The organism is Herbaspirillum sp. SJZ107 (assembly GCF_006715485.1).
GTDB lineage: Bacteria > Pseudomonadota > Gammaproteobacteria > Burkholderiales > Burkholderiaceae_D > Telluria.
The window spans coordinates 122,468-135,959 of sequence record NZ_VFNH01000003.1; the positions used below are offsets into that span (position 1 = coordinate 122,468).

Sequence of the window (13,492 nt, forward strand, 5' to 3'; positions counted from 1 at the left end):
CAGCAAATACGGTAACTTTCTGCCATGAGTTTGGCAGAAATGACAACACCAGCCCGCAGGCTGGTGTCGTGACTTTCATTATGCCCCGTCAGGCGCCGGCGGCGCAGACAGGCCAGGCTTGTTCCGCGGATCAGTAGCCGCGGCTGCCGGTACCGGCGCCACCGCTGGTGGTGCTGGAGCCGGTGCTGCCGGTGCCGCTGGCGCCGCTGGTGCCGCTACCCGAGCTGCCGCTGCCCATCGAACCGCTGGACCCCGACGAACCCACGCCCGAAGTGCCGCCGGAGCCGGTGCTGCCGCCCAGGCCGCTCGAGCCCGAGGCGCCCGACGAACCGGTGCCGCCGGTGCCCATCGAATCGCTCGAACCGGAAGTGCCGCCCGAACCGGTCACGCCGGTGCCCGACGAACCCGACCCCATCGAGCCGCTGGAGCCGCTGGAGCCGCTGGAACCGCTCGAACCGCTGCTGGAGCCGCTCGAACCGGTGCCCATCGAGCCGCTGGAACCCGAACCGCTGTTGCTGCCGCTGCCGCCGGCGCCGCTGGAGTTGCTCGAGCCGCTGGTGCCCATGCTGCCGCTACCCGAGGTACCGCCGCTTTGCGAACCGCTGCTGCTGGAGCCGCTGGAACCCGAGCTGCCGCTCGAACCATGCTTTTTCGACGAATGTTTCTTTTTACTGGAGCTGCTCGACGAGCTGCCCGAGCTTTGGTCCTGCGAGCTCGCGCTGCTGCCGCCGCTGGTGGACGAGCTGCCGCTGGTTTGTGCCTGGGCATTGATGGCGCCGCACATTGCCACGGCGACGGACGCACCCAACAGGCCTTTCAGTAACTTATTCATTTTCATGTCGTTCTCCTAATCGATTTTATGGGGCAGAAAGCTCAACAATATCAAGAAGATAAATTGAGGAAGCGAAGTGTAAGACGACAACCGCAAAGGGTGCGCGCGTTAGCCGACAGGCAACTTAAATCATCTACCTTCAGTTGCAAAACCGACATGAAAGCGGACCATTTCTCCATTTTTGGGCGCGCCGCACGCGAATAAATCGATCGGCGTATGATGATGGACATGATTCCATTCTCCATACTCGACCTCGCCCCGATCACGGAAGGCAGCACCGCCGCCGATTCGTTCCGCAACTCGCTCGACCTTGCACAGCACGGCGAACGGTGGGGCTACAACCGCTTCTGGCTGGCCGAACACCACGGCATGCCGGGCATCGCCAGTGCAGCGACCGCAGTGCTGATGAGCCACGTGGCGAACGGCACCTCGACCATCCGCATCGGCGCCGGCGGCATCATGCTGCCGAACCATTCTCCGCTCGTGATCGCCGAACAGTTCGGCACCCTGGCGTCGCTGTTTCCCGGCCGTATCGACCTCGGCCTCGGCCGCGCTCCCGGTTCCGACCACACCACCGCGCGTGCCCTGCGCCGCAACCTGGCGTCGGACGCCGACGAGTTCCCGCAGGACGTGGTCGAACTGATGGATTACTTTGCCGGCTCGTCGCGCCGCCAGGTGCGCGCGGTGCCGGGCGCCGGCCTCGATGTGCCGGTCTGGATCCTCGGTTCCAGCCTGTTCGGCGCCCAGCTCGCCGCCGCGCTCGGCCTGCCCTACGCTTTCGCGTCGCACTTCGCGCCGCAGATGATGATGCAGGCGATCGAGATCTACCGCGCCACCTTCCGCCCGTCGGCCCAGCTCGACAAGCCGCACGTGATGCTCGGCTTTAACGTGTTCGCCGCGGACACCGATGCCGAAGCCCACCTGCGCGCAACCTCGATGCAGCAGGCTTTCGTCAACCTGCGCACCGGCAACCCGACCAAGCTGAAGCCGCCGGTCGAAGGCTACCTCGACCTGCTCGGCCCGGCGGAACGCGGCATGCTCGATTCGGTGCTGTCGTGCTCCGCAATCGGCTCGCCGGCCACCGTCGCCCAGCAGCTGAAGGCCTTCATCGAGCGCACCGGCGCCGACGAGCTGATGATCACCTCGCAGATCTTCGACCACAAGGCGCGCCTGCGTTCCTACGAGATCACCGCCGACATCCAGCGCGGCAGCTGAGCCCGCCATATTGTTTCAATTGTTTCTATCGTGGGGTGCCGCACATTCAAGTGCGGCACCCCGCACTACTCTAAGGTCATCGAGCGGCATTGGCGCCGCCGCATGAACAGGAGAACAACATGAACACCAAACTCGCCCTTGCATCCATCATCGTTTCGCTGCCGCTGGCATTCGCCTCGGGCGGCGCTGCCGCCAAGCCGGGCTGCCTGAAAGGCGCCGCCGTGGGCGCGGTCGGCGGCCACTTCCTCGGCAAGCACCACGTGCTGGGTGCAGCCGCCGGTTGCGCCGTGGGCCACCACATGGCCAAGAAGCAGGAGCGTCAACAGCAGCAGGCACAGGCGCAAGCCAATGCGCAGGCCCAGGCTCAGGCCAATGCGCAGGCCCAGGCTGCGCGTAATCAGCAGGCAAATGGCCGCCGATAAGATCGCTGTCATATGAACCGTCGCCCCTGCCAAGGCAGGGGCCCAAGGCTGCATGCGCTAAGGTAACGCAACTAACTTGGCCCCCTGCCTTTGCAGGGGCGACGTGCAAGGGTTCACGCAACAATGGAGGCGCGATGATTCAAGCGTCCCCCGTCCCCGCCTGCAGCGCATCGATCACCTCCCGCATCGAGCGCACTTTCCCCATTGTCCTGAACGCGTTCTCGCACGCAAAATTGTGCGCTTCCGCCTTCATGCTGCTCATCGCATCCTCCACGAACACCAGCGCATAACCGCGGTCGAACGCCGCGCGTGCGGTCGACTCCACGCCGTAATTGGTGGCGATCCCGCCGAGGATGATGGTCTTGATGTTGCGCCGGCGCAGCAGCTGGTCCAGCTCGGTCCCGTAGAACGCGCCCCACTGGCGCTTGGTCACCACATGGTCGGTGGCCTGCACCTGCGCTTCCGGCGCGAAGTACAACGCGTCCGGCGGTGGCGCAGGGGTGCCGGGCTTCGTCATCGGCGCATCCGCGGGCAGCGCCAGCAACTGGTCGGCCAGCACGCGCACGTAGATGACCATGGCGCCGCGGTCGCGCATCTCGCCGGCCAGCATCGCGCAATTGCCGGCCACGCGCTCGGCCGGATGCGGCGCCAGCGCGCGTTGTACATTAAAGTTCTGCAAGTCGATGAGCACCAGCGCGGTGCGGGCGATATCGATCGTCAAGTCGCTCATGAATGAATCCTCCTTGGCCCCAAGTATTCAGTAACTGGAAGTTTGGCGGCGCGCGTGCGGCGTGATAAATTTCTCAGATGAAAAAAGCCGCCACCGCCCTCGCCTGTTCCCTTCTGACCGCCTGCGCCACGCAGCCGGCCCTCACCGAGCTCACCGTCAACTCCGGCGTCGCCCGCAATCCCGACCAGCTGGCCCTCGAGTTCGACAAAGCCGACCTGCAGCTGCGCGTGGAACCCGCCAGCCGCAGCATCCGCGGCGATGCCCTGCTGACCTTCGGCACCCGGGCGCCGCTCGACCGCATCGACCTCGACCTCGACCGCAACCTGCCGATCGACGCCATCGAGGTCGACGGCCAGCCGCTGCCGGCGGCGCGCTGGCGCAATCCCGAGGGCCGCCTGGCGATCGACCTGCCGCGGCGGCTGGAGCCGGGCAGGCAGGTGACGATCCGGGTGCGCTACCACGGCCAGCCGCACGTGGCAAAGAAAGCGCCCTGGGACGGCGGCTTCGTCTGGTCGGCCACGCCCGACGGCCAGCCGTGGGTCGCCAGCGCCGTCGAAGGCGAAGGCTGCGACCTGTTCTGGCCCTGCATCGACCACCCGATGGGCAAGCCCAAGCAGGTCGACGAGCACATCACGGTGCCGGCGCCGCTGGTGGCGGCCGGCAACGGCGTCGCCATGGGCGTGACCGATGCCGATGGCTGGCGCACCTGGCACTGGCGCGCAAAAAACCCGAGCACCTACGGCGTCTCGATCAACGTCGGCCCCTACAAGCTGCTGGAAGGCAGCTACGCCAGCCGCTTCGGCAACACGATCCCGCTGCGCATGTGGTACCTGCCGCAAAGCGAAAAAGGCGCAAGGGAACTGTTTGCGGAATTCCCGCAGATGCTGGACTTCTTCGAGGGCACGATCGGCCCCTACCCCTTCGGCGACGAAAAAATGGGCGTGGTGGAAACCCCGCACAAGGGCATGGAGCACCAGACCATCAATGCCTACGGCAACGGCTACGCCAAGACGCCCTACGGCTACGACGACCTGCTGCAGCACGAATTCGCCCACGAATGGTTCGGCAACCAGCTGACCAATGCCGACTGGGACGACATGTGGCTGCATGAAGGCCTGGGCAGCTACATGCAGCCGCTGTACATGCAGTCGCTGCGCGGCGACCAGGAATATTTTGCCGCCCTGCTGCAGCAGCGCGCCGCCATCCGCAACAAGGCGCCGATCGTGTCGGGCAAGCCGCGCCGCGAGGAAGACGTCTACGTCATCGAGCGCGGCGGCCCCGGCCAGGACATCTACTACAAGGGCTCGCTGGTGATGCACACGCTGCGCGGCCTGATCGGCGACGACGCCTTTTTCCGCACCGTGCGCGAAGCCGTGTACGGCACCGCCGACCCGCGCCCCGGCAACTTCACGCCGCGCTACGGCACCACGCCGGAATTCATGGCGATCGCCAGGCGCGTGAGCGGCCGCGACCTCGACTGGTTCTTCCAGGCGTATCTCTATCAGGCGGCCCTGCCCGACCTGCAGGCGACGCGCAGCGGCGACACCCTGCAACTGGCGTGGAAAACCGAAAAGAACACCCCGTTCCCGATGCCGGTCGAGGTGCGCGTGGGACAGCGCATGGTGAGCCTGCCAATGACCGGTGGGCGCGGCAGCGTGGCCATCGGCAAGGGCGAGAGCTGGACGCTGGATCCGCATTCGAAGGTGTTGCGGCGCGAGCTGCGGTTCGAGCGGTATCAGCAGTATCTGGATGAGCAGAAGAAAAAGAAGGCGAGTAAATAAGGCCGGCGCTCGACGATATACGTAACCCTTGCCCGTCGCCCCTGCGAAGGCAGGGGCGACGGGCTCAGGCCAACAATATTACGCGCGTTACTTGCTCATCAAAAATTCGTCTCCATCGTCACCCGCAACTTCGGCCCGCTCTGATAATCCCAACGCCGCTTCTGCAGGTTCCCGGCCCCGTCCAGGTAAGCGATCGCCGACCCTTCATCCTCGCCCAGGATATTCGCCAGCGCCACCCGCCATTGCAGCTTCGGCCCCGCCTTCCACACCACGTAGGCATCCAGGTCGCGCCGGGCCCAGGCATAGGCCCAGCGGTCGGCCGCCACCCGTGCCCGCACCGCATCCTTGAAGGCGAAGCTGCCGCCCATGCTCCAGGCGCCGCGCCGGTAGTCGAGCGCCAGCAGGGCCGACAGCGGCACCTGCTGTTCCATGCGGTTGTCCGGCCCCGGGATCGAATCGACGCGCGACCAGTTGCGGCTGAGGCTGGCGCGCAGGTCCAGCGCTGGCGCGCCTTCGATTATGGTTTTCAAAGGGAAGCGCGTCTCCAGCTCGACGCTCCGGGTCTCGGCGCGGGCTTCGTTGACCGGAGTCATGACCCAGCGGTAGCCATCGAAGTACACGCGGTTGCTGGTGTAATTGCCGATGCGGCGCAGCGAGGTGCCGAGCGAGACCATGGCCTCCTTGGCCCAGTAATGCTCCCAGGCGGCGTCCAGGCCCCAGGCCAGTTCCGGGCGCAGGTTCGGGTTGCCCTGGAAGTCGGCTTCGGTCGGGCTGTTGTTTTCGTAGGTCTGGCGGCGCGGCAATAAATTGCCCAGAAAAGGCGCTTTATAGGTGCGGCTGAGGGCGACGCGCAACTGGCTGGCCTTGCCCTCCTCGGCTTTGGCGCCGGGCAGTTTCCATAGCAACTGGGCGAGCGGACTCCAGACGCTGGACCGGATCGTGGTCGTGTCGAACACATTGCCGGAGGCCCGTGTGCGCAACCCTTCCCAGCGTATGCCGGCGTAGGCCGACAGCGCCTCGCCCAGCTTCCATTCGTCCTGCCCGTACAACGCCAGGCGGCGCAGGTTGACATGGAAGAGTTCATCGGGGAGGACGCCCGGCACCAGCGGCTGCAGCGTATCGCGTTCGGCGCGCGTCTCGCGGTGCCGGCTGACAGCGCCGTCCCAACCGACGCTGAGCGCATGCCCGCTGTCGAGTTTGACGGTGTATTTGCCGGTGGAAGTGATGCCGCGTTCGCGCAGGCCGGCCTCGACGCTGTCGTCGGTCACCGGCTGCCCGCCGATGCCATTGCCGGAGCGTAGCTGCAGGTTGCGGCCCTCGGCCCCCTCCAGCCCTACCCTGGCCTCCAGCGTCGATCCGGAGGCGAAGGCATGGGTCCACGCCAGCGTCGAGCGCAGCGCCGTATAGTCCGCTTCCATGGCGCTGACGAAGTCGGGCACCGGCGGCGGGCTGCCGGTCTCGGTCGTGATCAGCGTGTGAATGTGGTTGCGGAAGCGCCTGCCATTGAGCAGGGTCTGCCATTCCAGCGTGTCGCCGCCGTCGAGGGTCCAATTGAATTTCGGGCTGAAGCCGAAGCGGTTCATGCGGCCATCCTCGGGCATCGCACTGGCACGCCGCAGGGTGACGGCGCCGCCGGGTGCCACCGTTTCCTCGGTCGCGGAGACGTGCGGGCGCGACAGGCTGTCGTGCTCGGCATTGGCGGCCACCGAGTACGAGGACTTGTCGCCGCGTTCGGCCATGTCGAAGGACGCCCGCGGACCCTGGAAATCGCTGGAAGCCAGGTAGCCCAGCTTGGCCTCGCGTTGCGTCTTGCGCACGCTGCGCCGCAACACGATATTGATGGTGCCGGCGATGCCCTGCGCCGAATATTCCGCCGTCTGCGCACGCAGCACCTCGATGCGCTCGATCAGCTCGGGCGACAGCGCATCCAGCGTATACCCGGACGGCATGCGCTCGCCGTTGACCAGTACCTGGGTATAGCCGCCGCCCAGGCCGCGCATCTGTACCTGGGTGTCGCGGCCGCTGGTGGTGACCGTCAGGCCGGGGATACGCCGGAAGACGTCGAGCACGTTGCTGTCGCCATACCGCTCCAGGTCCTGGCGTCCGATCACGATTCTCATGGCGGTATCGTCGCGCCGCGCATCGTAGTCGCTGCCCTTGATTTCCACCTGCGGCACCGGCTTGGGCGTGTCCGCTTGCTGGGCATGGGCAAGCAGAGCGACAGGCGCGAGCGTTGCCAGCATGGCCAGCTGGCGCGTATGTGAAGCGGAAACGACAGGCATGTAATCTCCCCGAAACGGATATTAAGCACTTAGTGGAACAACAATATGCCAGTTCGGTAACGATTACAACGTTTACATGGAAATTTATTTGCTATTAACTAGCAATTCAGATTACTTTAATGAGGAATTCCATGGCGCGGACACACAACAAAAAGCCCCCGGGCTAGCGGGGGCTTCGGTCGCTTCGCTCGCGCGAAGCAGAAATCAGGTAAAACGGCGGCAGCTTACAGCGGCGGCAGGAAACCATCCTTGTAAGGCGCGCCAGCCAGTTCGAGGGCGCGGCGCACTTCCTTGCGGAAGCTTTCCAGGAAACGGCTCAGGCCGGATTTGGTGACGGTCGGGTTCGATGCGGTGGTGGTGGCATTCATTTGCAACTCCTTGAATTCATTAACGTTCAGCGATGAATCAAGTGTAGTCGCCCACAAGATATACGTCCAATTTCAATTTCAGATCACATCGATAAACCGAACGTATATCTTGTCGAAACTCCATCTGCTGCACCGCACAACCGATATCACGGCTGTGCATTTCTCATGGGCAATTTTTCGAAAAATCAGGGCAGCGGCTTCCCATCCACATCCAGCCTGCGCACCTCGCCCAGGTTCAGCGCCCTGATCTCCTTTTCGATCTTGCTCATGTCGCCCACCACGACCCACACCAGCTGGTTCGGCACGATGGTGCGGGCTGCCAGCGCATTGATCTGCGCCGGCGTCTGCGCCAGGGCTTTTTCCGTAAAGGTGTTGTAGTAATCGACCGGCAACTGGTACTGCAGGATGGTCGAGTAGGCACTGCTGAGCTGTTCGACGGTTTCGAAGCGGCCCGGCAGGCTCAGGGTTTCGCTGGCCTGGGCATCCTTCAATTCCTTGGCAGTGACCGGACGCGGACCGGTGATGTCCTTGTATTCACGCGCCAGTTCGCGCAGGGAATCCGCGGTCTTGTCGGTCTGGACCGGCGAAGCGCTCATATAGAGTCGCTGGCCCAGCGCCGGCACCATCGATGCATTCATGCCGTATGACCAGTGCTTGTCCTCGCGCAGGTTCATGTTCATGCGCGAGTTGAAGGTGCCGCCGAGCACGTCGTTCATCAGGGTCAGCGGGATCGCATCCGGCGAATTGCGCGGCGGCGCCAGCTGGGCACCGATGATGTCGCTCTGCAGCGCGCCCGGACGGTCGATCAGGTAGACCACGGTCTTGGCGGGCTGGGCGACGGTGGCGAGGTTCTTCTTCGGTACCTCGCCGGCCTGCCAGCCGCCGAAGGCTTTTTCCAGCAGCGGCTTGATTTCAGCCAGCGTGGTGTCGCCGACCACCAGCAGCGTCGCGTTATTCGGACGGAACCAGGTCTGGTGATAGCGCTGCAGGTCGGCGCGGGTCATGCGCTCGACCGCCGCTTCGGTCCCGCTGCCGGTCAGCGGCAGGGAGTAGGCATGGCCGGGGCCGTACAGCAGCTCGGGCAGCACGCGCATGGCGATCGCGCGCGGCACCGTCTTCTCGCGCGCGATCGCGGCCAGGCGGTCCTTGCGCAGGCGTTCGAAATCGGATGCCGGGAAGGCCGGGTGCAGCACCACGTCGGCGTACAGGTCGAGCGAACGCGACAGCGTCGGCTTGAGCAGGTTCATGGTGACGAAGCCGCCGTCCAGGTTGCTGCCGGTGCCGAAGGTGGCGCCCAGCGCTTCCAGTTCGCGGCTGATCTCCAGCGATGAACGTTCGCCTTTATTCGATTTCGTCCCCTCTTCCAGCATGCGCAAGGTCAGGCTCGCCAGGCCCGGCAATTCCTTCGAGTCGGATGCGTAGCCGCCGTCCAGCATCAGCGACAGGTTGACCACCGGCGCCGCATGGCTTTCGGCCAGCACCACTTTCAAGCCGTTGGACAGGGTCGCCGACTGCATCGGCGGCAGGCGCAGCGTTTCCGGATGGCCGAGCGAGGCACCCTTGGTGCGGTCGAGCTTGGTCGTCTCGGCGCTCAGGCCGGTCGGGAAAGGATTCACCTGCAAGACGTAGTCGCCGTCGCTCAGCCAGTCGACCATGGCCTGGCGCACCTGCGCCGGCGTCGCCGCCTTGATGCGCTGCAGATAGGTTTTATAGCAGTCCGGGTTGCCGGTGAAGGTGGTGCAACTGGCCAGCAGGTCGCTCTTGCCGCCGAAGCCGCCGACGCGCTCGACCACGCGGGTAAACTCGGCCAGGATGCCGGTCTTGGCCAGGCGCAATTCATCGTCGGTCGGACCGCGCTTCATCAGCGCGCGCAATTCCTCATCGGCCACGCTTTCCATGCGCGCGACGTCGGCCCCGGGACGGGCGGTCAGCGTCAGGTCGAACTGGCCGCCGATTTCGCTGGTGCCGTCGGACGCATTGGCCGAGGTCGCCAACTGCTCCTTGACCACCAGGCGCTGGTACAGGCGCGAGGTCTTGCCGCCGCCGAGCACGCGCGCCGCCAGGTCGAGCAAGGGTTCTTCCGGCGTATTCGCGCCCGGCACGTTCCAGGTGCGGTAGATGCGCGCCTGCGGCACGCGGTCCTGCAGCGTGCCGCGATGGGTGCCGCTGCGCTTGGCGATCCATTCACGCTGCTTGGCCACCGGCGGGCCGGGCGGGATGTCGCCATAGTATTTCTCGACCTTTTCGCGCGCCTGCTGCGGCGTGATGTCGCCGGCCAGCACCAGCACCACGTTGCTCGGACCGTAGTTGTTCTTGAACCAGTCGGTGACGTCCGTCATCGAGGCGGCGTCGAGGTCGGTCATGGAACCGATCACGGTCCAGGAATACGGGTGGTTCGCCGGATAGGTATTCTCGACGATGGTCTGGTAGACCAGGCCATACGGCTGGTTCTCGCGCTGGCGCTTTTCGTTCTGCACCACGCCGCGCTGCAGGTCGAGCTTCTTCTGGTCGAGCACGCCGAGCAGGTGGCCCATGCGGTCGCTCTCGGCAAACAGCGCATAGTCCAGCATCGAGGTCGGCACGGTCTCGAAATAATTGGTGCGGTCCTGGTTCGTGGTGCCGTTCAGGTCGGTGGAGCCGATGCTTTGCAGGGCCGAGATAAAGGTTTCATTGAAGTTGCTGCTGCCCGAAAACATCAAGTGCTCGAACAGGTGGGCAAAGCCGGTCTTGCCCGGTTTTTCGTTCTTGGAACCGACGTGGTACCAGGTATTCACGGCCACCACCGGCGCCTTGTGGTCTTCGTGCACCAGGACCGTCAAGCCATTTTTCAGCACGAATCTGGTGTAGGGGATGTCCGGGATCGGAATCTCGGCCGGCGCGGCCAGGGCAGCCGCCCTGGCTGGTGCTGCCTGTACCGGCCAGGCGATGGAAACAGCGGCGACGACCGGCGCCAGCGCCAGGGTCAACGAACGTTTGCTGATACGCATTCTCTTCCTTTGTCCGCTACGCCTCGCGGCAAATGCCGATCTATATGCATATACGGCATACGCATGCGGTGGCGTGTGACCGCATCCGGCGACCGAATATTCTATGACAGGAAGACAATGCTGTGTTCAAGAAACATTTCATTTCCGTGTAGTTCTGGGCTGACAGACAGCTTGGCGTTCCTCTCTCTGCACGTTTTACGCATGAGGCGTATCATGAAGTGCTCGCAAACAGCATAAGGAAAGCCTCATGAACCAACGACGCTCCTTTCTGAAAAGCTCTGCCGTACTGGCATCGGTCCTGGCTGCACCGGCAGTCAAAGCCGCCTCGAAGACGGCACCGGTGGTCGCACCGGCTGCGGCAGTACCGAACGAACGCATCGTGCGTCTCTACAATACCCACACCGGGGAAAGCCTGCGCAGCATCTTCTGGGCCGAAGGCAAGTTCATCCCGGATGCGCTGCAGGACATCAACAAGCTGCTGCGCGACCACCGCAACAACAAGATCGCCGCCATCGATCCGCAGTTGCTGGTACTGCTGGACAAGGTGAGCGCCCAGTTCGGCGACCACCCGACCATGCACATCATCTCGGGCTACCGCTCGCCGGAAAGCAATGCCAAGCTGCACGCGAACACCAGCGGCGTGGCCAAGCACAGCCTGCACATGGAAGGCCAGGCCATCGACGTGCGCATTCCCGGCAAGGACCTGGCCAAGCTGCACAAGGTGGCGATGGCACAAAAGGCCGGCGGGGTCGGCTATTACCCGGATTCGGAATTCGTGCATATGGACGTCGGCCGCGTCCGTTACTGGTGATGGCCTTGCCGATGCGGGGCCTGATCGGTAGTTTGACGATGGTAAACATGATGGCGCTGGCTGTGCTGCCCGTGCATGCGCAGGAAACGCAGCCGGCAAGCAAGCCGCAAACCGTCACCGTCACCAGTACGCGCGACCCGGTCGACAAGTCCTACCGCAAGATGATCCGCGGCATGGAGCGCTTCGAGCGCGAGCATGCGCTGGCACCCCAGGCGACCCTGCGCTTCCGCCTGCTGCCACGCCTGCCGACGGTGAACATGCGCGGCATCACGCTGAAAGTCGTGGGCGACCGCATCACGGTGCCGGTCCCGGTGGCCGAGGACAATGGCTTCACGCTGCCGCGCAACGAACAGGCGCTGCGCGAAGACGCGGCCGTGATCGCCAACCGCAAGACCACCAGCATGACCTGGCGCGCCCAGGTCGTCACCCCGGGCTTGCCGCCCGATACGCGCCGCCTCGGCGACCTGCGCCTGGAATGCCTGGTCGGCGTGGAAGCGGGCCTGGTCTCGAACAGCTCGCCGCTGTTCGGCTGGATCTCGAAGGCGCTGAACAGCCCGGAGCAGGTCTGCAACAGCCCGGACGGCAATTTCCTGTTCTTCACGGAGCGCCCGCTGTTCTCGGTGACCCTGCGCGCCGGCGAGCGCACCGAAATCCTGCCCTTCCGCATGCTGTACGCCGGCGGCGAACAGACGCGCGACGAGCTGCAGTACTGCGATTGCCAGGTCATGCTCGACCGCACCTATTACGCGCCGATCTGGGACCGCAGCTGGCCGGACGATACCCTGGTCAGCTTCGCGTACATGGAGGATGCGCCGGCGCCGGCATCCGCACCTGCGGAGGGCACGCCATGAAGCATTTACCTGCATGCCTCATCGGCGCCCTGCTGCTGGCCGGCTGCGCCACCCAGGCGCCACCGCCCGGCACGGTGGTCGCGCCCGAGCGCTTCGGCCAGCTCGTGGTACCCGGCCGCACCACGCGCGAAGAACTGCTGGCAGCCTTCGGGCCGACCCGCTCCGTATCCTTCGACAGCGGCTACCAGGCGTGGGTGTATTCGGCCGGCGGCGGCGGCGGTGCTAGTGGCAAAGGCGGCGAGGAACTGGTGCTGCTGCTGGACCGCGACGGCATCGTGCGCAAGATGCGGCGCCGGCCGGCTTATCCGACGGATGGCCAGCGCTGAGCTAGAATGGCAAGCCCGATCCACGCTTGCCAGTCTCGTCATGTTCGATTCCGATTCTCCAGCCGCCGTCGTCCAGCGCCAGCTCGATGCCTACAACGCCCGCGACGTCGACGCCCTGCTCGCCACCTACGCGCCCGACGCGCGCCAGTACGAACACCCTGCCACGCTGCTGGTCACCGGCCATGAGGCCATGCGCGGCCGTTTCGCCGCCCGCTTCCAGGAGCCCGACCTGCACGCGCGCCTGGTGCAGCGCGTGGTGCTGGACAACCTGGTGGTCGACCACGAAATCGTGACGCGCAATTTCCCCGAAGGCAAAGGCGCCCTGGAACTGGTAGCGATCTACGAAGTGGTCGATGGCCTGATCCGCAGCCAGGTGGTGAAGCTGGGTGCCAAGCGGCTCGATTGACATGAAACAGCGTTTACATCCGGGATGGCGGACGCGTCTGCTGGCGATGGCCGCCGGCCTCGGCTGCGCATTGTCGGTCCTGGCGCAGGATACGCCCTTCGCCGGGCGCTGGCTGCTCGACGAGCAGCCGGGCGCCGCAGCGGCCGCCTATCCGGTCCTCACGATCAAGGGCGACAGGATGTCATGGGGCGGGCCGACCAGATCGGCCCCGGCCTGTGTCCAGCAATTCGTGCTGCAGAACGAAAAGCCGGGCACGATGTACGTGAACGGACGCGGGACCAAGTTCATCGCCGGCGTCGCGGGCAGCCTGCCCACCTATCTGCTCAAGCTGCGCGCCAACGGCTGCGCGGGCGGCGCCGATGCGGTGCGCATCATTTATCCGACCGTGTACGGGAGCCGGCAGATCGAGGTGCTCGAATATGTAAATGGCAAGGTGGTCAGCGCGCGGCGCTTGCATCGCAAGCAGTGACTGGTCGTCATC

At 64.9% G+C, this 13,492-nt stretch carries 13 protein-coding genes; 8 read left to right on the top strand and 5 right to left on the bottom strand.

Annotated features, from left to right (window positions below; translation table 11 throughout):
- Window positions 1-130 precede the first annotated feature (130 nt).
- Window positions 131-838: a hypothetical protein gene (locus FBX97_RS18690; protein ID WP_185748656.1), complete on the bottom strand. Its 708-nt coding sequence runs from the start codon at window positions 836-838 to the stop codon at window positions 131-133.
- A 222-nt stretch (window positions 839-1,060) separates the two neighbouring features.
- Between FBX97_RS18690 and FBX97_RS18695 the strand changes: the two genes are divergently transcribed.
- Together FBX97_RS18695 and FBX97_RS18700 are read left to right on the top strand one after the other, a co-directional pair.
- Window positions 1,061-2,047: an LLM class flavin-dependent oxidoreductase gene (locus tag FBX97_RS18695; protein WP_141834965.1), complete on the top strand. Its 987-nt coding sequence runs from the start codon at window positions 1,061-1,063 to the stop codon at window positions 2,045-2,047.
- Window positions 2,048-2,166: 119 nt separating this feature from the next.
- Window positions 2,167-2,469, top strand: coding sequence for a hypothetical protein (locus FBX97_RS18700; RefSeq protein ID WP_141834968.1), 303 nt, complete (start codon window positions 2,167-2,169; stop codon window positions 2,467-2,469).
- 139 nt (window positions 2,470-2,608) lie between these two features.
- On the opposite strand, the gene FBX97_RS18705 is transcribed toward FBX97_RS18700, so the two are convergent.
- Window positions 2,609-3,199 (bottom strand): isochorismatase family protein, encoded by a 591-nt coding sequence (locus FBX97_RS18705; RefSeq protein WP_141834971.1) that lies wholly within the window; start codon window positions 3,197-3,199, stop codon window positions 2,609-2,611.
- Between the two features lie 77 nt (window positions 3,200-3,276).
- Between FBX97_RS18705 and FBX97_RS18710 the strand changes: the two genes are divergently transcribed.
- The gene (locus FBX97_RS18710) at window positions 3,277-4,980 is read left to right on the top strand and encodes a M1 family metallopeptidase (RefSeq protein ID WP_141834974.1); all 1,704 of its coding nucleotides are present in this window, start codon (window positions 3,277-3,279) and stop codon (window positions 4,978-4,980) included.
- Between the two features lie 98 nt (window positions 4,981-5,078).
- Here the strand turns inward: FBX97_RS18710 and FBX97_RS18715 are convergent, their stop codons facing one another.
- The 3 genes from FBX97_RS18715 to FBX97_RS18720 form a co-directional block, all read right to left on the bottom strand.
- Entirely contained in the window at window positions 5,079-7,262 is a 2,184-nt protein-coding gene (locus FBX97_RS18715; RefSeq protein WP_141834977.1) for a TonB-dependent siderophore receptor, read from the bottom strand.
- A 224-nt stretch (window positions 7,263-7,486) separates the two neighbouring features.
- The gene (locus FBX97_RS29640) at window positions 7,487-7,630 is read right to left on the bottom strand and encodes a hypothetical protein (RefSeq protein WP_185748657.1); all 144 of its coding nucleotides are present in this window, start codon (window positions 7,628-7,630) and stop codon (window positions 7,487-7,489) included.
- A gap of 185 nt (window positions 7,631-7,815) precedes the next feature.
- A complete protein-coding gene (locus FBX97_RS18720) occupies window positions 7,816-10,617 on the bottom strand; it encodes a pitrilysin family protein (RefSeq protein WP_141834980.1) in 2,802 nt (933 codons plus the stop codon).
- A 247-nt stretch (window positions 10,618-10,864) separates the two neighbouring features.
- Between FBX97_RS18720 and FBX97_RS18725 the strand changes: the two genes are divergently transcribed.
- The 5 genes from FBX97_RS18725 to FBX97_RS18745 are packed head-to-tail and all read left to right on the top strand — an operon-like array spanning window position 10,865 to window position 13,480.
- Window positions 10,865-11,428 (top strand): DUF882 domain-containing protein, encoded by a 564-nt coding sequence (locus tag FBX97_RS18725; RefSeq protein WP_141834983.1) that lies wholly within the window; start codon window positions 10,865-10,867, stop codon window positions 11,426-11,428.
- Between the two features lie 47 nt (window positions 11,429-11,475).
- Window positions 11,476-12,279 (top strand): hypothetical protein, encoded by an 804-nt coding sequence (locus tag FBX97_RS18730; protein ID WP_255517547.1) that lies wholly within the window; start codon window positions 11,476-11,478, stop codon window positions 12,277-12,279.
- Window positions 12,276-12,605 (top strand): hypothetical protein, encoded by a 330-nt coding sequence (locus FBX97_RS18735; RefSeq protein ID WP_141834985.1) that lies wholly within the window; start codon window positions 12,276-12,278, stop codon window positions 12,603-12,605. Before FBX97_RS18730 ends, FBX97_RS18735 begins: the two co-directional genes overlap by 4 nt.
- A 40-nt stretch (window positions 12,606-12,645) precedes the next feature.
- Window positions 12,646-13,011 carry a nuclear transport factor 2 family protein gene (locus tag FBX97_RS18740; RefSeq protein ID WP_141834988.1) on the top strand — a complete coding sequence of 122 codons (366 nt, stop codon included), beginning with the start codon at window positions 12,646-12,648 and terminating at the stop codon, window positions 13,009-13,011.
- A gap of 1 nt (window position 13,012) precedes the next feature.
- A complete protein-coding gene (locus FBX97_RS18745) occupies window positions 13,013-13,480 on the top strand; it encodes a hypothetical protein (protein WP_141834991.1) in 468 nt (155 codons plus the stop codon).
- Window positions 13,481-13,492 lie beyond the last annotated feature (12 nt).